Source organism: Rhodococcus sp. IEGM 1318, from assembly GCF_033142465.1.
Lineage (GTDB): Bacteria > Actinomycetota > Actinomycetes > Mycobacteriales > Mycobacteriaceae > Rhodococcus_F > Rhodococcus_F qingshengii_B.
On the sequence record NZ_JAWLSC010000011.1, the window covers coordinates 172,157 to 193,596 of the forward strand.

At 62.6% G+C, this 21,440-nt stretch carries 19 protein-coding genes and 1 pseudogene; 10 read left to right on the plus strand and 10 right to left on the minus strand.

Going from position 1 to position 21,440, the window contains the following annotated elements; translation table 11 throughout:
- Nucleotides 1-53 precede the first annotated feature (53 nt).
- Both R4P65_RS24150 and R4P65_RS24155 read left to right on the plus strand, forming a co-directional pair.
- Entirely contained in the window at nucleotides 54-704 is a 651-nt protein-coding gene (locus R4P65_RS24150) for a DUF305 domain-containing protein (RefSeq protein WP_317828414.1), read from the plus strand.
- Nucleotides 694-1,270, plus strand: a pseudogene (locus R4P65_RS24155) (HAD-IC family P-type ATPase); the annotation flags it as partial. The gene R4P65_RS24150 and the pseudogene R4P65_RS24155, both read left to right, overlap by 11 nt.
- Nucleotides 1,271-1,328: 58 nt before the next feature.
- Here the strand turns inward: R4P65_RS24155 and R4P65_RS24160 are convergent.
- From R4P65_RS24160 to R4P65_RS24175, 4 genes are all read right to left on the minus strand, one after another.
- Nucleotides 1,329-2,099, minus strand: coding sequence for an alpha/beta fold hydrolase (locus tag R4P65_RS24160; RefSeq protein WP_230815104.1), 771 nt, complete (start codon nucleotides 2,097-2,099; stop codon nucleotides 1,329-1,331).
- 143 nt (nucleotides 2,100-2,242) lie between these two features.
- A complete protein-coding gene (locus R4P65_RS24165) occupies nucleotides 2,243-2,782 on the minus strand; it encodes a hypothetical protein (protein WP_317828415.1) in 540 nt (179 codons plus the stop codon).
- A gap of 50 nt (nucleotides 2,783-2,832) precedes the next feature.
- Nucleotides 2,833-4,434 carry an ABC-F family ATP-binding cassette domain-containing protein gene (locus R4P65_RS24170; RefSeq protein ID WP_317828416.1) on the minus strand — a complete coding sequence of 534 codons (1,602 nt, stop codon included), beginning with the start codon at nucleotides 4,432-4,434 and terminating at the stop codon, nucleotides 2,833-2,835.
- Nucleotides 4,435-4,651: 217 nt separating this feature from the next.
- On the minus strand, nucleotides 4,652-5,206 hold the full coding sequence (locus R4P65_RS24175; RefSeq protein WP_317828417.1) for a hypothetical protein: 555 nt from the start codon (nucleotides 5,204-5,206) through the stop codon (nucleotides 4,652-4,654).
- A 99-nt stretch (nucleotides 5,207-5,305) separates the two neighbouring features.
- Between R4P65_RS24175 and R4P65_RS24180 the strand changes: the two genes are divergently transcribed.
- The 3 genes from R4P65_RS24180 to R4P65_RS24190 all read left to right on the plus strand — a co-directional run bounded on the left by R4P65_RS24180 (nucleotide 5,306) and on the right by R4P65_RS24190 (nucleotide 9,678).
- Complete coding sequence (locus tag R4P65_RS24180; RefSeq protein ID WP_317828418.1) at nucleotides 5,306-7,123, plus strand: penicillin-binding transpeptidase domain-containing protein; 1,818 nt, start codon at nucleotides 5,306-5,308, stop codon at nucleotides 7,121-7,123.
- A 107-nt stretch (nucleotides 7,124-7,230) separates the two neighbouring features.
- Nucleotides 7,231-8,910 carry an NTF2-like N-terminal transpeptidase domain-containing protein gene (locus R4P65_RS24185; RefSeq protein ID WP_317828419.1) on the plus strand — a complete coding sequence of 560 codons (1,680 nt, stop codon included), beginning with the start codon at nucleotides 7,231-7,233 and terminating at the stop codon, nucleotides 8,908-8,910.
- 30 nt (nucleotides 8,911-8,940) lie between these two features.
- A complete protein-coding gene (locus tag R4P65_RS24190; protein ID WP_317828420.1) occupies nucleotides 8,941-9,678 on the plus strand; it encodes a sulfite exporter TauE/SafE family protein in 738 nt (245 codons plus the stop codon).
- A 6-nt stretch (nucleotides 9,679-9,684) separates the two neighbouring features.
- On the opposite strand, the gene R4P65_RS24195 is transcribed toward R4P65_RS24190, so the two are convergent.
- The 4 genes from R4P65_RS24195 to R4P65_RS24210 form a co-directional block, all read right to left on the minus strand.
- On the minus strand, nucleotides 9,685-11,157 hold the full coding sequence (locus R4P65_RS24195; protein WP_230814968.1) for a peptide MFS transporter: 1,473 nt from the start codon (nucleotides 11,155-11,157) through the stop codon (nucleotides 9,685-9,687).
- A 57-nt stretch (nucleotides 11,158-11,214) separates the two neighbouring features.
- Nucleotides 11,215-11,592 carry a DUF3054 domain-containing protein gene (locus R4P65_RS24200; RefSeq protein WP_317828421.1) on the minus strand — a complete coding sequence of 126 codons (378 nt, stop codon included), beginning with the start codon at nucleotides 11,590-11,592 and terminating at the stop codon, nucleotides 11,215-11,217.
- A 64-nt stretch (nucleotides 11,593-11,656) separates the two neighbouring features.
- Nucleotides 11,657-12,205 carry a YceI family protein gene (locus tag R4P65_RS24205; protein WP_019747097.1) on the minus strand — a complete coding sequence of 183 codons (549 nt, stop codon included), beginning with the start codon at nucleotides 12,203-12,205 and terminating at the stop codon, nucleotides 11,657-11,659.
- A gap of 78 nt (nucleotides 12,206-12,283) precedes the next feature.
- Nucleotides 12,284-14,020: a 2-isopropylmalate synthase gene (locus R4P65_RS24210; protein ID WP_317828422.1), complete on the minus strand. Its 1,737-nt coding sequence runs from the start codon at nucleotides 14,018-14,020 to the stop codon at nucleotides 12,284-12,286.
- A gap of 163 nt (nucleotides 14,021-14,183) precedes the next feature.
- Between R4P65_RS24210 and R4P65_RS24215 the strand changes: the two genes are divergently transcribed.
- Nucleotides 14,184-14,864, plus strand: a complete 681-nt coding sequence (locus tag R4P65_RS24215; RefSeq protein WP_317828423.1) for a FadR/GntR family transcriptional regulator — start codon at nucleotides 14,184-14,186, stop codon at nucleotides 14,862-14,864.
- On the opposite strand, the gene R4P65_RS24220 is transcribed toward R4P65_RS24215, so the two are convergent.
- Together R4P65_RS24220 and R4P65_RS24225 are read right to left on the minus strand one after the other, a co-directional pair.
- Nucleotides 14,861-15,967: a YbhN family protein gene (locus R4P65_RS24220; RefSeq protein ID WP_317828424.1), complete on the minus strand. Its 1,107-nt coding sequence runs from the start codon at nucleotides 15,965-15,967 to the stop codon at nucleotides 14,861-14,863. The genes R4P65_RS24215 and R4P65_RS24220 overlap by 4 nt on opposite strands.
- 9 nt (nucleotides 15,968-15,976) lie before the next feature.
- The gene (locus R4P65_RS24225) at nucleotides 15,977-17,455 is read right to left on the minus strand and encodes an adenylate/guanylate cyclase domain-containing protein (RefSeq protein ID WP_021343017.1); all 1,479 of its coding nucleotides are present in this window, start codon (nucleotides 17,453-17,455) and stop codon (nucleotides 15,977-15,979) included.
- A gap of 192 nt (nucleotides 17,456-17,647) precedes the next feature.
- Here R4P65_RS24225 and R4P65_RS24230 point away from each other — a divergent pair, with 192 nt between their 5' ends.
- The 4 genes from R4P65_RS24230 to R4P65_RS24245 are packed head-to-tail and all read left to right on the plus strand — an operon-like array spanning nucleotide 17,648 to nucleotide 21,440.
- The gene (locus R4P65_RS24230) at nucleotides 17,648-18,826 is read left to right on the plus strand and encodes an AI-2E family transporter (RefSeq protein WP_317828425.1); all 1,179 of its coding nucleotides are present in this window, start codon (nucleotides 17,648-17,650) and stop codon (nucleotides 18,824-18,826) included.
- Nucleotides 18,819-20,042, plus strand: a complete 1,224-nt coding sequence (gene macS / locus R4P65_RS24235) for a MacS family sensor histidine kinase (RefSeq protein ID WP_317828426.1) — start codon at nucleotides 18,819-18,821, stop codon at nucleotides 20,040-20,042. The genes R4P65_RS24230 and macS overlap by 8 nt, the downstream gene beginning before the upstream one ends.
- Nucleotides 20,043-20,070: 28 nt before the next feature.
- Nucleotides 20,071-20,703: a response regulator gene (locus R4P65_RS24240; RefSeq protein ID WP_047269712.1), complete on the plus strand. Its 633-nt coding sequence runs from the start codon at nucleotides 20,071-20,073 to the stop codon at nucleotides 20,701-20,703.
- 17 nt (nucleotides 20,704-20,720) lie between these two features.
- The gene (locus R4P65_RS24245; RefSeq protein WP_317828428.1) at nucleotides 20,721-21,440 is read left to right on the plus strand and encodes a DUF1707 domain-containing protein; all 720 of its coding nucleotides are present in this window, start codon (nucleotides 20,721-20,723) and stop codon (nucleotides 21,438-21,440) included.

The following is a 21,440-nucleotide window of genomic DNA, read 5'->3' on the forward strand; positions in this document are numbered from 1 at the left end:
ATCAATTGTGGTGCAGTGCATATCGAACAGAATCAATTCTCGGGAGTGAAAACATGTCTTTGACGGTCAGGAAGAGCGCCGCGCGGTTCGTTTCGGTTGTGGCAGCGGCAGCACTGTTGATTGCCGGATGCTCGGACAACTCCGGGGAGAGCGTTAACCATTCTTCTGAAACAACCAGTGTCGCAGCACAGTCGGAGATTCCTGCGGGTGTCAATGCTGCTGACATCGAGTTTCTCGAAGGGATGTACCCGCATCACGCGCAGGCATTGGATATGGCCAGAATGGTCGACGGTCGAACCGACAATGCCGAACTTCTCTCTCTTGCAACGCAGATAGAGGCAGCGCAAGGCCCGGAAATGGCTCAGATGACGGAATTGCTGACGAAGTGGGGACGCCCCGATCCTTCGTCGAGTTCGATGGAGGGCATGGATGATTCGGCGCACGCGGGACACGGCGTCGGGATGGCCGAGATGCCGGGCATGATGTCGGCCGACGACATGACCGCCCTCACCGACGCCAGTGGCGCGGAGTTCGACAAGTTGTGGCTGACAATGATGATCGAGCACCACAAGGGCGCCATCACCATGTCCCAGACCGAACTCGACAACGGGCTCGATCCGTCGGCGGAGAAGATGGCAGAAGCGATCATTGCAGGTCAGCAGGCGGAAATCACTCAGATGGAAGCGATGTTGAAGGGGAGTTGAACGGTTGACGTTGGCCGCGTGGCCTTGCCTGACGGTGTGGCTCTGTGGCGGGTCGACGGTCCTGCATGTAGTGCGTGTGACGAGAAGGTGATCGGCGCATTGGCATTGGCATTGGCCGACGAGATTCGCCCCGGAATCAGCATTGGCCGTCGACGCCCTCCACGCTCGCGGGTGTACGCGTGGCCACGGTCACCGGAGACGCGGAGGCCGTGGCCAATTCGCTTGTCCGCAGACTCGGGATCGACGAGGTCTTCGCCGAGGTGCTTCCGCAGGACAAGGGAGCGCAGGTATCTCGGCTTCAGGGTGCGGGCTACCGCGCGGCGATGGTCGGTGCCGGAACCGACGTGGCGATCGCGTCAGCGGGAGTTGTTCTGGCCAGCGATGATCCGCGTTCGGTGAGCTCGGTCATCGAGCTGTCCCGCGCCACCTACCGGAAGATGGTTCAGAACCTTTGGTGAGCAGCGGGATACAACGCGATCTCGGTTCCCCTCGCTACGGGAGTGCTGGCGCCCGTCGGGTTCGTGCTGCCGATGGAGGTCGGAGCAATCCTGATGTTGGTATCCACCGGTGACGGCGCTCGAGTCGAGAGTGCTCACACCGCAGTAGTGAGCGGATGAAGGCGGACTACTGTCGGCTCAGGAACGGAACGAGCGCACGCAGCACAGCTTCGGAGTCCGCGACTGCGCTCGCGTGGTCAGCCCCCTCGATCACAGTCAAGGCACTGTCCGGGATCAGCGACGCGAGATGCTCGGTATCCGGCAGGCGCTCGCGATCTCTCGATCCGACGAACAACAACGCCGGCGTGGTGATCCGTTGAAGCACGGCGTCGTCGATGCCCTGCTCCTTCTCGGCCCGGCGCATGTAGGCCGCGAGTGCGAGGGCATCGTTGATTCGAAAGGCAGTCGCAGTCTGAGGATCCACCGGTTTGCCGCGCCTCGCGCCCCAACCGGTCAGAAATCCTTCGATACCGCCGCTTTCGAGTGCGTCGATGCAGCCCGGGAAGAACAATGCGTCGAACGCCCCCGTCATCGGCCGGCTACTACCGCCCCCGACGGTAAGCGATCGCACCCGTTCGGAGTGCTCGACAGTCAGCGACATCACCGAGCGCCCGCCGAACGAGTACCCGAGGACGTGTGCCGGTTCGAACGGAGACTCCGTATCGAGGATCTCCAGGAGATCGCCGACCACCAGATCCATTGCATACGAATCGGAGTCGTGTGGTTTGTCACTGCGTCCGTGACCCCGCATGTCGACGAGGATCAGACGATACTGTTCCTGGAGCGCCTTGACGTACCCGAAGCCGCGCCAGATGGAGCGCGACAACGCTGTGCCGTGCACCATCAACAGGGGTGGGCCATCGCCCACGATCTGATAGGTGATTCGCGCACCGTCCACCGGATTTCTCACGTCGTGCAACACCCGTCCAGTATGGGTGCCGGTTACTACGCACGTGAACTCGAGTGGTAGTCCGGAGCCATTCCGACGGATGCCGTGAACTTTCACGAACAGTCGAGCAATCAGTTCGGCCTCTCTCCGAGTTACCGGTCGCTGCCCGGCGGGGCAGTACCCACTGTTCCAAGCAGTGCATCGGTGAAGGGATCTGCCGTGCTGACGCCTGCGACTATGCCCCGAAGCAGAGCCTCGAAATCAGTGGCAACGAGGGTGACCTCCTCGAACTCCGGCTCTCCCCCACGGACAACCTGACCGTCCGGTGCGAGCGCCAAGTACTCGTACCCATTGCGTACCGACAGCAGAACCGGAAGGTGCGTGGACCAGAAGGCGTTGATCGCCGTGCGCTCAGCCGGCCCGGAAGCGACCGCCAGGCTCTCGTGCCGGAACGTATTCCAGGGAAACGCCTCATCGCTGACGCCAACTCCACCGGCATAGTTCTCCGCCGAGAGAAACCACACCTGGTCGTCGGAACTGGCAAGTGCGGAGAACGAACTCGCCCACACGATGAGTTGATCACAAACGCCGACCAGCGGCCGCGGAACTGGCGCAGAGGCCGATCGAGTAGGTTCTTCGCGAACCCAACCTGCGATCGACAGCGCAGCGGTGGCGTCGAGGTGAAGGCACATCGCCCCACGATAGGCCAGACCGTCTCGCACCGTTAGCGACAACCGTCGGCCTACTCGGGATCGATGTCCTGAATACCATTCTCGTCCATGCTGATCCACCGGGTTATACCGATGTCGTGCAGGAATGGTAGATCGTGACTCACCACCACCATGGCGCCGCGGAAATCGGAAAGTGCCTGCGTGAGGTGGGCGAGACTCGGTAGGTCCAGGTTGTTGGTCGGCTCGTCGAGAAGAAGTAACTGGGGCGCGGGTTCGGCCAGAAGGATTGTGGCTAACGCCGCGCGCAATCGTTCACCGCCGGAGAGCGCAGATGCCAACACATCGGAATCCGTTCCCCGGAAAAGGAACCGTGCCAACTGCCCGCGAATTTCCTCGGGCGTCGCGTGTGGCGCTGCCAAAGCGACGTTGTCTGCCACCGAGAGATCCTCGTCGAACACGTCGAGACGTTGGGGGAGCGCACGAGAGGCTACAAACGGAGTCGACGCAGCGAGTGCATCGAGCAACGTTGTCTTGCCGATTCCGTTGCGTCCCACTATCGCAATGCGCTCCGGCCCGGTGATCTGCAGCGATACCACTTGGCCGCTCTGCAACGTCACGTCGTCGAGCCGCGCAACCTGCTGCCCCGGATGAACCTGTGTAGCAGGAAGGTCCAGACGAATCTCTCGATCGTCTCGAAGGAGTTCCTCTGCCTCCGACAGGGCAGACTTGGCGTCGTCCACCTTCCCGATATGGTTGAGGGCCAGCTTTCCGGCCGAAACTTGGGCCTGGCGTTTTCGTGCCTGCGCGATAATCAGTGGCACCCGCTTGTTCTCGAACATCTTCTGCCCATAGCGTTTACGTCGGTCAAGTTTTGTTCGAGCGTCGATCAGCTCGCGGCTCTGCTTCGCCAGATCGGCTTTGGCGTCGCGAACGGTGGCGAGTGCGTTTTCCTGCTCAGCGGTCACGACCTCCTGGTAGTGCGAGTAGTTGCCGCCGAACACGCGTAGATCCCCTCGACGTAGTTCGACCGTGTACTCCGCGGTGTCGAGCAGTTCCCGGTCGTGGCTGACGATCAGTACGGTTCCCGGAAACTGTTGGACTGCAGCATGAACTCGTGATCTAGCGTCGCGGTCCAGGTTGTTGGTCGGCTCGTCCAGGAGCAGCACCTGTGGATTCCTCAGCAGCGTTGCGGTCAGCCCGAGTAGGACGGTCTCTCCGCCGGAGAGGGTGCCGACGGTTCGGCCCAGTGCCGCCGTATCCGGGACTACCTTCTCGAGGCCGAGTCGATGCAAGGTGGAGAGAGCGCTCTCCTCGATATCCCAGTTGTTGTCCACGAGCGCAAAATCGGATTCGGAGCCGTCGCCGGTTTCGATGCGGTGCAATGCGTTTCGGAGTTCGTGGATACCGAGGATGTCGTCCACGCGAACGCTCGGATCGAGTGTGATGTCCTGACGGAGGTAGCCGACCTCGCCGGAAGCGGTCACGGATCCGGATTCCGGTGAGAGCTCTCCTACGATCAATCGCAGCAGAGTCGACTTTCCCGATCCATTAAGTCCGACGAGACCGACACGGCCACTGGGGAATACAAAATTGGTGCGGGAAAAGACTGATTCGCCGTCCGGCCAGGTGAAGGTGAGATCCGAAAGCGACAGAGAAGAATGGGATTGGGTCATGAGTACTCCAGAGGGTGCTTGGACTGTGCGCCCGGCTCAGCAATTGCTGATGGGTGCGAGTGCCTTCGCGTGATGAACCTCTAGAGGAGCAACGGCCCGTTTCCTGTTCTGTCGGGAATGATTCTTGTTTCAGGTTAGAGCACTCGAACGATCCCGCGCAATCGAATTATCGTGTGCTGTCGGTCTCGTCAGTGTTCGTGCTCAGATCTTCGGCCCTTCAGATTTTCGGACCCTCGGATCTCAGATCGTCGACCTTCGACATCGCTTCTCGTAGCTCGGTGAGCCACTGTTCGCTGTGCTTGCCCGCCAACCGGACTGTCCACATGAGTGCATCCGCGCGCGAACGAGCAACACCCGCGTCCACCAGAGTGTCGAGAACCTTGCGTTCGGGCTGACGTAGTCGTGTCATCACCGGAACTGCGAGATGTGTGAACAGGACGGTCTTTTCGTCGAGGCGTACGCCCCAGGCGACCTTGCGTCCGTAGCGAGCCTCGGCCTCGTCGGCGATGCGCATCCGGTCGGCGCGCGTGGTTTCGCGAAAGCGCGAGATCCTTCCGTCCGTGGCTGCCTCGCCACCGTCGACTGCCGGGAGCTCACCGATCACGACGATTTCTTCGCGGTCGACCTGGATGTCGGCGGTGCCGGTGAACCATTCGTCGGGAAGTCGACCGGCAAACCAGTCGGCCGCATCACTTGCGTCGGGAACCGATGCTTGTTGCCAACCTCCGGGACGGCCGAACCTGCGGTCGCCGGAGCCTTGTGAGTTCTTCATGGCGTTCTCCTCGGAAAGCTGGTGGAGTCTGATGTGCTTTGTTGCTAGCACTGATTACATGATTACACCGATAGTCGAACCGGCGCCACAAATTCGGGCATGATCGGAGTCGTGCGCCTTTCACACGCTCGTCAGAGCTTCCGAACTTTCCGTCGTCCCGTGGCTGCCGTGGCTCTGGGGGTATTGGCCGCAGGATCGGTAGTTGCCTGCAGTTCTGGCCCTGACCAGCCGAAATCAGTGGCAGAGGAGTTCGCCTCCGCGCTCACGTCGGATGACGTGCAAGCGGCGGCAGCCCTCACCACCGACCCGGCGGCGGCGTCGACTGCGATTTCGGCCCTGATCGAAGGACTGGGCAAGGACGAGGGAACGTTCACCGTTTCCGACGCCGCCGAGTCCGGAGATTCCGCAGGGACATTCACGCTCGATGCGGCGTGGAAGTTCGGCGAAGGTCAGGACTGGAACTACTCGACGCAGGGAAACGCGTCGAAAAGCGGTGACAACTGGCTGATCCAGTGGGACCCGGCGTTGCTCGCTCCGGACCTGACCGCCTCGACCACGCTGCGCTACACACCCACGACAGGCGCGCCGCCGTCGGTGCTGGACGCGGCGGGTCAGCCGATCATGGAGCAGCAGGTGGTGACGCTGGTCAATCTGGATTCCGCTGCGGTTCCTCCGGTGGACACGGCAGCCGTGGCCGCCCTGCTCTCGCCCGTCGCGCCGACGATCACGGCGACATCGCTCAGCGGCGACCTTGCGTCGGCGACCGGGAAGCCGGTCACCGCAATCACTTTGCGTGCCGAGGATCTTGCACCCATCGAAGAGCGGTTGGCGGCGATTCCCGGAGTGAGCTTGGCGCCGCAAGCGCGGTTGCTCTCGGTGGACAAAACTTTGGCGTCGCCGACGTTCAGTGGGCTGTCCGATCTGTGGCAGGAGGGGCAGGACAAATCCGCAGGCTGGGCGGTGCAGCAGGTGAAGCAGAACGGAACCGTGACCACCGTCGCCGGCCAAGACGGGCCCGTTGCTCCGAATATCGCGACGACCATCGACCGACCGCTGCAACTCGCGGCCGAGAACGCACTGGCCGGGGTGACGCAACAGGCGGCGATCGTTGCGCTGCAGCCGTCGACCGGAGCGGTGTTGGCGGTGGCCCAGAATGCCCCCGCAGACGCGCAGGGCCCGATCGCGTTGACCGGCCTGTACCCACCGGGTTCGACGTTCAAGACAGTGACGACGTCCGCGGCCCTGCAAGCCGGCGTCGCTACACCGGACACTGTTCTGCCGTGCCCGGGTACCGAGAACATCGAAGGGCGTCAGATACCCAACGACGACGAGTTCGACCTCGGATCGGTCCCGCTGCACACCGCATTCGCGAAGTCGTGCAACACCACCATGGCGAGGATGGCCGTCGGTCTGCCTGCGGATGCCCTGCACAATGCGGGATTGCAGTTCGGGCTCGGCGTCGACTACGTGACCCCCGGGCTCACGACGGTGACGGGTAACGTCCCCGACGCGAACACCCCCGCCGAACGCGTCGAGTCCGCGATCGGCCAGGGCACCGTGACCGCCACGCCTTTCGGGATGGCTCTGGTGGCGGCCTCGATCGCCAACGGAACGACGCCGGCGCCGATGTTGGTCAAGGGACAGCCCGGCGTGGCGGATCAGACCGTTGCACCCGCTCCCGCAGAGGTGACCGAACAGTTGCGGGTGATGATGCGCGAGACCGTCACGGGCGGTACGGCGACGTCGTTGCAGGACATCTCAGGGCTTCTCGGCAAGACCGGCACTGCCGAAACCGAGGGCGGCCCAGCGCATGGGTGGTTTGTCGGAATCAAGGGAGATCTCGCATTTGCGGTATTCGTCGCGGGCGCGGACAGCTCTTCGCCTGCAGTGCAGGTAGCGGGCACTTTTCTGCGCTGAAACCTGTTTTCCGTTGCAGTTGGATCACACCGTCGTAGCTCAACCGTGACACGTTCGTAGGCATCCCGTGCTTGTTACTCGTGTGACAGAAGTAAAGAGTTACATGCATGGGGCCCGGAGGACAGCACAACCGTCGTGGAAAATATGTCGTTGCGTCGATAACTGCTGTCGTTCTGACAGTGGCGCTCGCGTCGTGTGTCATCGGTGGAGAGAAGAAATCCGATGCCGCCTCGGTGGTGGAGGACTTCGTCACCGCCCTCAACAACCACGACGCCGAAGCCGCCGCGGCGCTCACGTCGTACCCCAACGCGGCGCGGCCGTCGATCCAGCAGATGTTCGACGGGCTGGCCGCGAAGTCCTCCGACTTCGACGTCGCTCAAGTCATGGATCTGGGGAGCGACTCCGGACTCTTCACCCTCGACGCCTCCTGGAACTTCGGCGAAGGCAAGGACTGGAGCTACCAGTCGCAGGGTGAGGTTCGCGATCTGTCCGTCGGCTGGCGTGTGTCCTGGGACCCGTCGGTCCTCGTCCCCGACCTCGGCAACGGTCGCACCGTCTCGTACACCCGTACGGACGCAGCGCCGCCGAAGGTCGTCGACAACACCGGCACCCTGCTCATGAACGAGCAGACCATCAACGCGATCACTCTCGACCCGGCCACCATGCCGGATCCCGTCGACACCACTCGTCGCCTTGCCACAGTCCTCGAACCTGTCGCCCCGTTGGTCACCTCGGAGTCGATGCTGGCCGACCTCGCCGCCAACCCCGGCAAGCCCGTCACCGCCGTACTGCTCCGCGATCCCGACTACGCCTACCTGGAAAGCGATTTTGCGATCCCCGGCGTCGTCGTGGTCAAGACACCCAAGCTGATCGCCTCCGACCGTCGTATCAACTCACCGTTGCTTGATCCGCTGCGGACCGTGTGGCAGGCCAATCGCGACGCCACCGCCGGCTGGGCGGTCAACCTGGTCGAGCCCAACGGGTTCCCGATCAAGCAAGCCGGCTTTCAGGGACCTCCCGGCCCCGACGTTGCCGCGACCCTCGACTCGCACACTCAACTTGCCGCGATCGAAGCCGTCGTCAGTGCGGGTACTCCTGCCGCCATCGTCGCGATCCGCCCGTCGGATGGCGCCATTCTGGCTGCAGCACAGAACAATCAGGCCATCGAACAAGGGCCCATCGCCTTTACCGGGTTGCGCCCGGCCGGCGGCGCACTCGATCTGGTCCGTCTCGCATCGTCGATGCAGAACGGCGTCGACCCCGGAGCGGTGTCAGCCGAGCAGTTGGCCGACACCGGGCAGCAACTCGGACTCGGCAACGGCTTCCACATTCAGGGACTCGAACAGCAGACGGCAGTGCTGGCCGCGAACCGCCCCGGCGTGGACCAGGCGATGAACAACGTCATGGCAAACAAGACGTCCAACAACTCGGGTGCGCCGACGGTGACTCCATTCGGGATGGCGATGCTGGCGGCGTCGATCGCCCGCGGTAGCGCCCCGCTTCCGATGATGGTCTTCGGGCAACCAGCTACCGCCGACGTCGCCCCGACGGCATTGCCCGGCGACGTGAACAATCGTCTGCGCGACGCCATGCGAGGGGCCGGCGGATTGGCCGGGTACCCGGACATGATGGCGGCCGGTGCAGCGAGCGGTGACGATCGCTGGTTCTACGGATCACGCGGAGACTTCGCGTTCGCAGTGTTCGTCGCAGACGCAGACGGCGGCGATCGAGCAATGCAGATGACGGACAAGCTCTTCCAGGAACTCGGCAAGCCTGCCGACAAGTAGTACCGGGCACCGCGAGTAGATTCCTGGTTCGTGAACCTGCTCGATTTCCTATTCCTCGTCGTAGCGGGATTCTTCAGCGGTCTTGTCGGTTTTGTCACCGGTCTTGCATCGATCGTCTCGTATCCGGCGTTGCTGAGCGTCGGGCTCTCACCGGTCAGCGCGAACATGACCAATACCGTCGCGTTGGTGGCCGTCGGCGTCGGAGCATTGGCGAACTCGTCACGCGAAGTTGCCGACACTGGTCCGAAACTTGTTCGCTGGGCTCTCTATTCGGCAGCCGGTGGCATCGTCGGTGCCCTGATTCTATGGCTGGCACCGGAAGGTTCTTTCGAATCCGTCGTGCCCGCGATGGTTGTGTTCGCCTCGCTCGCGCTGCTGCTGCAACCGAAGATTCGTGAGCTGGCCGGCGGCGGTGACCGTCCCGGAATCTACTCGGCAGCACTGTTTGCCGTTGCGGTCTACGGTGGCTATTTCGGCGCCGGTGCCGGCGTCATCTTCCTGGCCGCGACGCTCATCCTGACCTCCGAAACGGTCTGGCGGGCAACGATCCTGAAGAGCTTCTTTCTCGGCATCGCCAATCTTGTGGCCGCGCTCATCTTCGCCTTCTCCGGACAGGTGCACTGGGTGGCCGCGTTGGCGATGGCGCTCGGCGCGTTGGCCGGAGGCTGGTGTGGGCCACCCGTCGTCAGGAAAATCCCGCCATCGGTACTGCGTGTGGCAGTAGCGATAGCGGGATTCGTGCTGGCTTTGTGGTTGTGGGTGAAGTGAGACTGTCTAATTCACGCCCTGCATCAGCTTCTTGATCCATGGCGAGGCAAGTGCAAGGATCACTCCGATTCCGATCGACGAGAGACCGATGATCAGGAAGAACGGGCGACTGTCGTCGATGTCGAAGTAGCCGGCCAAGGTCCCCGCCATCGAAGAACCCAAAGCAACGGACAGGAAGAACAACGCGACCATCTGGGTGTGGAAATGCTCGGGCGCGAGTTTGGTTGCAAGGGAAAGGCCGACGGGGGAGAGGAAGAGCTCTGCGAAGGTGAAGAGCAGAAGCACTCCGGCAAGACCGAGCAGCGGTGCGCTGTTCGGTCCGCCGCCGGTGATCGGGATGAATGCCAGGAACGCCAGACCCATCGTGCCGGTACCGAGCGCGAATTTGATCGGCGACGACGGCTGACGGTCACCGAGTTTGGTCCACATGGCTGCAAACACACCGGCAAAGATGATGATGAAGACCGGGTTGATCGACTGCACCCACGTCGGCGGGAAGTCCCAGCCGAAGAGATTGCGGTCCAGGAGTTTGTCGGAAATCACCGGCACGGTGGTGAACTGCTGCTGAAACAGCGACCAGAAGGCCGCGCTCGCAATGAACATCGGGATGAACGCAAAGACCCGACTGCGTTCGACCTTGGTCACCTTCTTACTGGTGAGCATGAGGAGGAAGTAACCGACCGACGCGACGATCGTGAGTCCGACAACGACGTCGGACATGTTGTCGGCCGTGATCAAACCGGTGATGGAGGCGATCGCGACCACGACGATCGCAGCAATGCCGATCCCGATGTAGAGAGCGCGCTTGTCCGCGGGCAACGGGTTGCCGGGTTCGGCACCGATTCCGTGAAGATGCTTGCGGCCCAGCGTGTACTGGATCAAACCGAGCGCCATACCGACGGCGGCGAGAGCAAAACCGGCGTGGAATCCCCAGGCGTCCTGAACAGCACCGGTGAGCAGCGGACCGACAAGTCCGCCGATATTGATGCCCATGTAGAAGATGGAGAATCCGGCGTCGCGGCGGACATCCGTTTCGGAATAGAGATCTCCGACCAGTGAGGTCGCATTGGCCTTGAGGCCACCACTGCCGAAGGCAACCATGACCAGGCCGACACCCACACCCCACATACCGGGGAGAACCGACAGTGCGATGTGGCCGGCCATCACCAGCGAAGCGCTGTAGAAGAGGGTGCGCTCGGAGCCGAGAAGTCGGTCGGCCACCCACGCGCCGAGAATCGTCGACAGGTAGACGGTGCCGCCGTACGCGCCGACGATGCTGGTTGCTGCCGCCTGGCTGATGCCGAGACCGCCGTCACTGACGCTGTAGTACAGGTAGTAGATGAGGATGCCTTGCATCCCGTAGAAGGAGAATCTCTCCCACATCTCGACGCCGAACAGGTTCGCCAGCGCAAAGGGCTGGCCGAAGAACCCCCGGTCTTCTTTCTCGCTACGTTCGACGGGCTCCGTAGTGTTGCTCATCCGAAAAGTGTCCTACGTCCTCGGGCATTTCGGGTGGTTCCGAGCCGTGGAATTTGGTTACGACTTGGTGCGAATCCTCGCCACCAGCGGAGCGAGTGCACGCCAGCCGAGCAGGAACGCGGCGAGGACCAGCGTCGCGACGACAATGAAGCTGAACTGCGTACCCTGGCCACTCAACACTCGCAGGATCATGCCGATGACGACGGTGGAGAGCCAAACGACAATGCCGGTGGGGAGCAGGAGAACGGCGTTGAACTTGTCGCGGTACAGCGCGAACGTGGCAGCCCATCCGATCGCCAGGCCGGTCAGGAACGGCCAGGATGTCTTCGCCAGACCGGCGAGCGCATTGGCTTCTTCGTGGGTACGGCGCCCTATCGCGCAGAAGATAATGACAAGAATGGCGTCGATCAGCAGGAATGGTGCGTACTTCTTCACGCTCACACCATACGACTGTGCGCCTTTATCAACCGCGGGCGGTTGATAAAGGCGCACAGTGCCGTTAAGCCTGGAGGCCGGCTTCGATCTCGAGGGTGATCGTGATCTTGTCGCCGACAACTGCTCCGCCGCCTTCGAGGGGCATCTCGATGGAGATGTCGAAGTCCTTGCGGTTGATGACGGTGGTGGCTTCGAAACCGGCGACGGGGCCCTGGCCCATGCCCGGGTTGACGCCGTTGAACTCGAGGTTCAGCTCGACCTCGCGGGTGACGCCGTGGAGCGTGAAGTCGCCGGCGAGGACGAAGTCGCTGCCCTTGGAACGCACTGCGGTGGACTTGAAGGTTGCCTTCGGGAACTTCTCGACGTCGAAGAAGTCAGCGGACTTGATGTGGCCGTCGCGCTGCTCGTTCTTGGTGTTGATGGAGTCCACGGAAATCTCGGCCTCGACGGCCGGGGTTCCGTCTTCGGCAACGGTGATCGTTCCCGAGAACTCGTCGAATGTTCCACGAACCTTGGAAACCATGAGGTGGCGAACCGAGAATCCGACGGTGGAGTGGACGGTGTCGATGACCCAGGTTCCGGCGGTCAATGTGGGCAAGGTTGCGGTGGTCATGGAAGCTCCTGAATAAGTAGTTGAATGTTCAAGTTCTTGTAGCTTCAACTATGGACCCCTGGAAATCCTTCCGCAAGATCATGTGATCTGCATCACAGCGCGTGTGCTTGCGGCATAGACCGCGTGAAGCGCCGACGCTGTCACCGACTGATGCACCGCAATGCCCCAGCGTCCTTCTCCGTTCACCACACACTCTGCGATGGTGACTGCCGAATTTGCACTGCCGGAAGACTCCGGGTTGCGGGGCAGTGAATGCTGGGTGAGCGAGACGACCTCGACGGCCGAGCCCTGTTCGGTCAGGATTTTGCTCAATGCCTCGACCGGCCCGGACGCGCTGGCCGCGGCGGTGGCCTCGCGCCCGTCACGATCGATGGCAACGAACAACTGATCACCGTCGGCAGTGTGTTCCAGCGAGTACCGACGCACTCCTCCGTTGTACCCGTACTCGCGCAGCAGCAGGTTCCACAGCTGATCGGCAGTCATTTCGGTGCCCGAGTCGTCGGTCTCGAGTTGCACCCGCGAGGCGAAGTCGATCTGCAGACGCCGGGGGAGTTCGACTCCGTACTCGGTCTGCACCAGATAAGCGATTCCGCCCTTGCCCGACTGGCTGTTCACACGAATCACCGCCTGGTAGTCGCGGCCGACGTCGGCGGGGTCGATCGGCAGGTAGGGGACTGCCCACGGCGCCGATCCCGGATCGACGCCCGCAGACTCCGCGCTCTCGTAGTGATGGGCGAAACCCTTCTTGATCGCATCCTGGTGGGTGCCGGAAAATGCCGTGTACACGAGATCGCCGCCGTACGGGTGACGCTCGTGGACGGGAATTCGGTTGCAGTACTCCACTGTTCGACGGATTTTGTCGATGTCGGAGAAGTCGATTTCCGGATCGACGCCTTGTGCATGCAGATTCAGCCCCAGTGTGACCAGGTCGACGTTGCCCGTGCGCTCGCCGTTGCCGAACAGGCATCCCTCGACGCGCTGCGCACCGGCCAGCACTGCCAGTTCGGCGCATGCAACTCCGGTGCCGCGGTCGTTGTGCGGGTGGACTGAGAGGATCACCGAATCGCGTCGGGCCAGGTTCTGGTGCATGTATTCGATCTGATCGGCATAGATGTTGGGGGTGGCGATTTCGACTGTGGCAGGCAGGTTGTGAATGACCGGGCGATCGGGACTGGCGTCCCAGAGTTCGGTGAGACTGTTGCATACCTGCAGGATGTAGTCGGGCTCGGTGAGGTTGAAGACCTCGGGGGAGAACTCGAATCGCCATCCGTCGTGGCCTTCGCCGCCGCGAGCCACATCTTGAGCGGCGCGGAAAATCATGTCGTGCAGCTCTTCTCGCTCCTTGCCGAGAACCACGTTTCGCCACGTCGGCGCCGTCGCCGTGTACATGTGGACGACCGCGTTCGGCAGTCCCTCTATCGATTGGTACGTCCGCTCGATCAAATCCGTACGCGCGGCAGTGAATACGACGATGGTGACGTCGTCGGGAACGAGATCGAATCGCACCAGGTCTCGAACGAAATCGAAATCGGTCTGGCTCGCGGAGGGGTAGCCGACCTCGATTTCCTTGTAGCCGATCGCCACCATCAGTTCGAACATTCGACGCTTGCGCTCGGGGTCCATCGGTTCTGCGAGGGCTTGGTTGCCGTCACGCAGATCGACGGGCACCCACAGGGGCGCCTCGGAGGTGCGATTAGCCGGCCAGGTTCGGTCGAAAGTCGGAATGTCGACGCGGTCCCAAGCTGCACGATAGCGCTCGGACGGCATGGGTGAGCGCTTCTGGTTGTTCCAGCGGTTGGCGCGGGTTGTACTCATCTTCGGTTTCTCCTGCGGTCGAGTCGAGAGACCGGCATGGCGAAACCCCGCGGAGGGGTGCCGGTCTTTCAGGCCCCGCCGCGGCAGTCGAGAAGGAGTGCTCCTGTAGCCATGCGGGCTACACTAGAACGAAATTACTTATCAGACAACCTGAGGAGTTCACGTGTCACCGATCGTCGAGCGTCGGTTGCTCACCGACCAGGCCGCGGAGCTGCTGCGAGCGCGGATCGTGAGCGGTGAATGGGAAGTCGGCGCCAAACTTCCAGGTGAAACCACTCTTGCGGCGCAGTTGGGTATCGGTCGGTCCACCATCAGGGAAGCGGTGCGGACCCTCGCCGGCCTTGGCATGCTCGAATCGCGACAGGGTGCCGGCGTCTTCCTACGGAGTACGACACCCCCGGATCAGTGGCCGCGCGTGCTCGAAGCCGAGGCGATTCTTCATGTCGTAGAGGTGCGAAACGCGGTCGAGATCGAAGCGGCTCGGCTGGCGGCGCAGCGGCGCGATGCCGTCGACGTCGCGGCTCTGAGGCAAGCGTTGGACGGTAGAACTGCTGCCGCCCATTCCGGGGACGCAGCCTTCGTCGACGCTGACATCGCGGTCCACCGGGCGGTGGTGGATGCGGCACACAATCCCGTGCTGTCGGAACTCTTCGAGACTTTTGTGCCGCGTCTGCGGGCCGCACTGATCGAGTTGATAGCGGTTCTGGATCTGCATCCACACAGTCAGCCGGATGCGGACGAGCATCGAATGTTGGCGGACGCCATCGAAGCCGGTGACGCGGAAGCAGCGGTACGGATCAGCCGGGCACATCTCGACGACATGGCGGCAGCGTTGCGACGCTAGACGCCGGGTTGTTCTCGACGTTCGAACTCGAGATCCATCGCGAGGTCTTCGTGGTGAGTGGCGCGGAAAGTGATCAAGAAGACGATCCAACCGACGACAGCGACCATAACGAGGCTGACCATCCGATACACCAACACCGACGCGAATACCTGAGCTCCGCTGACCCCGGCGAACGTCAGCGCTGCGATCAGGGCCGTATCCACGTAGCCCAGCCCACCGGGAAAAAACGGAATACTGCCGACTGCTTTGGCGGCGGTAAAGGCAATCAGGAGCCCAGCGAAGGAGGGTTCCGCGCCTACCGCCCAGCATGCGAAACCCAAACAAGCTACATCTGCGACGCGATGGATGGCAGACCACCCGAATGCTATGACCGAGTCGGTGCGGCTGAGCTCGACCGAATCCAGTTGCTTCAGGATCTCGGACCAGCGTCGCATCCCATAGCTGAGCGGATTCTTGCGAATTCGGTTGTATCGGGCCAGGACTCGATGTCCTATCCGCTCGATACTGCCAGGATTCTGGGCGATGTACCGAAGCCCCAGAAAGAGGAGCCCCATGCCGATGATCGAAATCGTCAGCGTTACCGGGCTGACCTTGGTACCGAATGCTATTGCGCCCGCGGCACCCAGCAGTGCCAAGGTGACAGCAGCGATCACCCCACAAACAGCCAACTGCCAGGACGCGACAACCGGTGTCGCACCCCACTTTCGAGTCTGCTTGTACGTGAACGTAGTGGAGAAGACTTGGCCGGCAGGTAGCGTCAGCGCCATCGCTGTGCTGGCGTAAATGACCGAAAGGTTCTTGACGTGACCGGCGACTACTCCGGCGGCATTGAGAAGACGTTGTTGAACGGATGCGTATCCGCTGAGCGACACTGCTTGAGCCGCCACGCAGGCAGCCACCCAACCCCAGTGAATCTCGGTGAGCGCTTGCCAGTACTCGTTGAGTCGGGGCCACAGGATGGTGCCCTCGACTATCAGAAGAGCGATCAGCGCCACCCCGAGCAGCCACTTCAGCCACCAGAAGCGCCCTCTGGCCCGACTGGTCTCGGCCACGGGCGGGCGTGGTCGTCTCAGTCGCCGTGGGGTGTTTCCAGGCTGAGCCATCGACTCACCCTAACCAATTTGATCCGGATCGACCTCTGGATACTTTTCGGGCCACGCCAGATGCGTCAGTCGTCGGCGTCCACGCAGTTGAACTTGCTCTCCGAGTTCCCACTCGGCCTGTTCCTCTTCGTCGGCGAAATACAGCGCGCTCGTCGACGCCAGCACTCGGCTGGGCCGAAGCTTCGCGAGCTCGGTGAGCCGCGAAGCTTCGTTGACCGGATCACCGATCACGGTGTACTCGAAACGTTCGGCAGCACCGATGTTGCCGGCGACCGCGAGCCCCGCACTCACGCCGATACCGACGTCGAGGCCGGTGATGTCGTTGAGTTTGAACCGCAGCTCTCGGGCCGCAGCGAGGGCTGCCGTCGGAGCGTCGGGTCGATCGAGTGGTGCACCGAAGATGGCGAGCGCCGCATCTCCCATGAATTTGTTGACAAAACCGTGGTGACGATCGATGACGTCGACGACCACACGGAAGAACTCGTTGAGCAGCTCGACCACTTCGCCCGGCGGGCGCTCGGCCGCGGCACCGGTGGATCCGACCATGTCGACGAACAGCACTGCCACGAATCGAGTTTCGCCGCCCAGTTCGGTACCGAACTTCAACGCGCGCCGGGCCACGTCCTCGCCGACGTGCTGACCGAACAGCTCACGTAGTAGGCGACGCTCGTCGGACTCTTTCATCATGCGGTTGAAGCCGACCTGCAGTCGGCCGATCTCACTGCCGTCGAACACCTCGACGCGTACGTCGGTGGCGCCGCGCTGCACCCGCTCGATGGCCCGACGTAGTTGGCGGATGGGATCGGAGATCTGAGTAGCCGTCAGCATCGACAGCGCAAAGGCCTGCACGATCGCCATGATCGAGATGAGAAGGATCGCCCACGCGAGTGAGTCGGGGGAGAACTCGAGATTGGTCGTGAGCTGCGTCGAGCACAGCAAGATGATGCCTGCGACGGGCATCAGCGTGCCGAGACCCCAGGTCATCGCCAGCCGAGTTCCGACGCCAGGCGCCATGGTCCGATCGAATTCGCCCTCGCTCAAGGCCTGGGCAGCGACCGGACGCAAAATGCGCTCCCCGAGCATGTACGTGAACCCGAAGGTCGTTGTCGCAGCCATGCACACCGTCACGATCACGGCGATCGCGAGTCCGGGCATCTCGGTGATGGTCAGGAACACGAAGATAATGCCGCCCAAGATCCACAGCACCAGGTGGACGATGGCCTGGCGAAGCGGCGCGTGGAGTGCCGCCATCTGCTCTGACCTCGTCGGTGGTCCCCCGCGCAGCCGCCAACGAATGACCGACTTCAACATCATGGCCGCTGCCGTCAGACTGACGGCACCGGCGAACGCGAGGTACACGCCGAAGATCGCGAAGTTGCGGACCCGGTCGGCAACAATCGCGTCGGACTCCTGGATCGGCACGCCGTATCGCACGAATGCAAAGACCAGTACCGCGCCGATCAGGTTCGCCGCGAGCATGGAAAGCATATAGAGGGGCCACCGGCTGCGGATGGTCACCGCTATTGCTCTGTATGAGGCCCGCACAGGGTTCAATTTAGCTGGCAGAGGTCGAAGTGTTGGTACGCGCGTCCGATTATTCGTCCGCTCACCTGTGTCGGCCGGGCCGGTTAGGCTCGCGATGTGAACGCAAACAGGGGGCGTGCGGAGCGAGCTTCGAGGATGAACAAACCCATATCCGCCGACGCTCGGGCAGTGCATCCGGGTGTGCGCATCGCGGCGGAATGGTCGTGGCGCCTCATTGTGATCTTCGCTGGACTGTTGGTTCTCGGGTATGTCGTTCTACGTCTCGAAACCGTGCTCATCCCAGTGGGGCTGGCTCTGTTGGCATCGGCTCTGTTGATTCCGGTGGTTGATCGGCTGCAGGTGTGGGGTGTTCCTCGTTCGGCAGCCGTCATTGTCGTGTTGCTTGGCTCGATCGGGCTGGTCGCGGGAATCATGACGTTTGTCGTCGAGCAGTTCATCGACGGGTTGCCGCAGCTCACCGACCAATTCACGGCTAGCGTCACGCAGATTCAGAACTGGCTCACCAGCGGACCGTTGCACTTCAGTGAGGATCAGATCCGCCAAGCGGGTGATTCGGTCGTCAAGTCGGTGCAATCCAATCGTGAGTCTCTGACCAGCGGTGCCTTGACCACGGCGACGGTCATCGGTGAGATCTTCACCGGGGCTTTGCTGACGCTGTTCACTCTCATCTTCTTCCTCTACGGCGGTGATCAGATCTGGCAGTTCGTCACCCGGATCGTCCCCACCGAGGCTCGTCGTCGCGTACGGATCGCCGGTTCCGCAGGTTTCGGGTCGCTGATCGGCTACGTGCGCGCCACGGTCGCGGTTGCCGCCGCCGACGCGATCGGTATCGGTGCCGGCCTGGCGATCCTCGGGGTGCCACTCGCCCTGCCGCTGGCGTCGTTGGTGTTCATCGGCGCGTTCATCCCGATCGTCGGTGCATTTCTGACCGGTTTTGTCGCTGTGCTGGTGGCTCTGGTCACGAAGGGTTTTCTGACTGCTCTGATCGTCCTCGGCATCATCATCGGGGTCATGCAGCTCGAAGCGCACGTGATGCAACCGCTGTTGCTGGGGCGCGCCGTCCGCTTGCATCCGCTGGCAGTCGTTCTCGCCATTACAACGGGCATCGTCCTCGCCGGAATCGTCGGCGGGCTCTTGGCTGTTCCGATCGTCGCAGTCCTCAACACCGCTATTCGTTCTCTCCTCGCCGACGACCCGGACATCGCGTACGCCGAACTGCACGTCGAAGATCCGGAGACCCCACTGTTCCCCGCCGAACCCGACGAGCCGCGCGCCCAGCCTCGCATCGTGAACCCCACTCCTCCCGATGACTGAGCCCACCCGCCGTCGTCGGCTGCACTATCAGCCGACCGTTCGCGAGGCGTCGGGCGTCGACACCGACCCGGATGCCCCGCTGTGGCGGGCGGCGCAGGCATTTCGCCTCATCACGCTGGTGTACGCGATCAGCTACCAGTTCGCCTCGGCCTCCGACTACGCCAACACTCGGCTCAGCTGGTTCTTTGTCGCTCTGATGGCAGTGTGGTCCGGGGTGTCGGCACTGCTGCTCGGAACCTCCGGTGCGTTGTTCGGTAAGAAGCTGCCGAGGTACCAGGTAGTGATCGCCGATCAGGTGGTCGTCATCTTGCTGATGGCGTCGACGAGGCTGGTCTCCGACCACGAGTGGTATCAGAATCACCAGACGCTCCCCACCACGCTGTGGGCCACCAACGCCGTCATCTCCGCGGCAATTCTCGGCGGGCCGTGGCTCGGCATGGCGTCCGGAGTTGTCATCTCGGCGGCCAGCGCAATCATCCGCGACCAGGTCAACCTGGACCTCTGGCGCGATGCGACGGCTCCCGTGCTCGTATCGGTCGGCCTGGCGTTGGGCTTGGCCACCACAACTGCTCGGCGCTCGCATCGACAACTCGAACAAGCCGTACGTCTGGCGGCGGCCACCGAAGAGCGCGAACGTTTGGCACGCGAAGTGCACGACGGCGTTCTTCAGGTGCTGGCAATGGTCCGTCGGCGAGGAGCGGCACTCGGCGGCGAAGCAGCTGAACTGGCCGCGCTGGCAGGCGAGCAGGAGGTCGCGTTGAGAATGCTGATTTCCGAGCAGGTTTCGGGCGCCGCGGCAGATGTCGGCGGACAGACAGTGGATCTGTGTCCACTGCTGACCACGCAGGCCAGCACGTCGGTGTCGGTGTCGACGCCCGCGCACCCGGTCGTGATCGAGCGCGATCGAGCCATCGAACTGGCAGCCATCGTCGACAATGCTCTGTCCAATGTCGGGCTGCACGCCGGGCCCGCGGCGAAGGCATACGTGTTGCTCGAAGATTTGCCGGACGAGGTGATCGTCAGCGTCCGCGACGACGGCGTCGGAATCCCCGAGGGTCGCTTGGCGCAGGCCGAAGCCGAAGGCCGCATGGGAGTATCGAAGTCCATTCTCGGTCGAGTGCAAGTGCTCGGCGGCACTGCAGTCCTGCAAACCGGGCCGGGGGAGGGCACCGAATGGGAAATCAACGTTCCGAAGGGGAAGAGTGAGCGTGGCTGAAGAACAGGGCGAGGATCCGGTGACGGTGATGGTCGTCGACGATCACCCGATGTGGCGCGACGGTGTCTCCCGGGACCTCGAAGCTGCCGGCTTCACCGTGAGCGCCACGGCGGAGGGTGTCGAGAGTGCGCGCCGCCGCGCCGCCGCCGTGCAACCGGCGGTGGTTCTGATGGACATGAACCTGCCGGACGGAAACGGTGCCGACGCCACCACCGCAGTGCTCGAGGTTTCGCCGAAGAGCAAGGTACTCGTGCTTTCGGCCTCCGCAGAGCGTGACGATGTCCTCGATGCGGTCAAAGCCGGAGCGTCGGGCTACCTGGTCAAGAGTGCTTCGGTAGCGGAACTGCTCGAGGCCGTGCGAGCGACTTTCGACGGACAAGCCGTCTTCACACCCGGCCTCGCCGGATTGGTGCTCGGTGAGTACCGCCGCATGTCGACGGCACCGGCCGACGATCGCGCGCCCGAGTTGCCTCGGCTCACCGACCGTGAGACTGAAGTGCTCCGCCTTGTCGCCAAGGGACTGAGCGCAAAACAGATCGCCACGAGGCTCTCGCTCAGCCACCGGACCGTCGAAAACCATGTGCAGGCAACGCTTCGGAAGCTTCAGTTGGCCAATCGCGTCGAGCTCACTCGATACGCAATAGAACAAGGCCTCGAATAACGTTTATCCTGGAAATCATGGAGGCCAGGAATCTACGCGTATCCGATGCCGAACGAGAGCATGTCGGCGAGCTGCTGCAGAAAGCTGTCGGTCAAGGGATGCTCTCGCTCGGTGAGTTCACCGAGCGCATGGACACGGCCTTGGCCGCGAAGACGCGAGGTGAACTCAACTCGGTTCTCGCCGATCTTCCGGGCATCACACTGATCTCCGACTACGACCCGCCCGCGTATCCCAATTCGGGTCAGCCGATGTACCAAGGCCAGCCCTACCCGGCGCCGACCTACCAACCCCAACCGCCGCCGGTTCACCCGAACCCGCCCTACCGCGCTCCGGTCGGGGCTCCGGTTGTCGGTGCCTACGGCGCGGCAAATGCGGCCGTGATCCGTGGACGAATGGCGACGGTGACGCGGAACGGCGCATGGATCGTTCCTCCAGCCGTCGTGGTCGATACCAGAATGTCCAGTGTGACCATCGATTTCACGCGTGCAGTGATGCAGACGCAGGTCGTGAACATCTCGATCGACGACTACGCCAGTTCGATTTCACTGATCGTTCCCGAAGAGGCGACGGTGGACATGAACGGTGTCGAGGCAGTCGGGGGAAGCGCGTCCAACAAGGTTCGCTCCGGTCCGCAGATGGGGCCGCTGCACCTGGTGGTTCACGGCAAAGTGCGATTCGGCAGTGTCACCGCGAAGCATCCCTTCGGTACCACGATCCGAAAGATGTTCGGCTCCTGA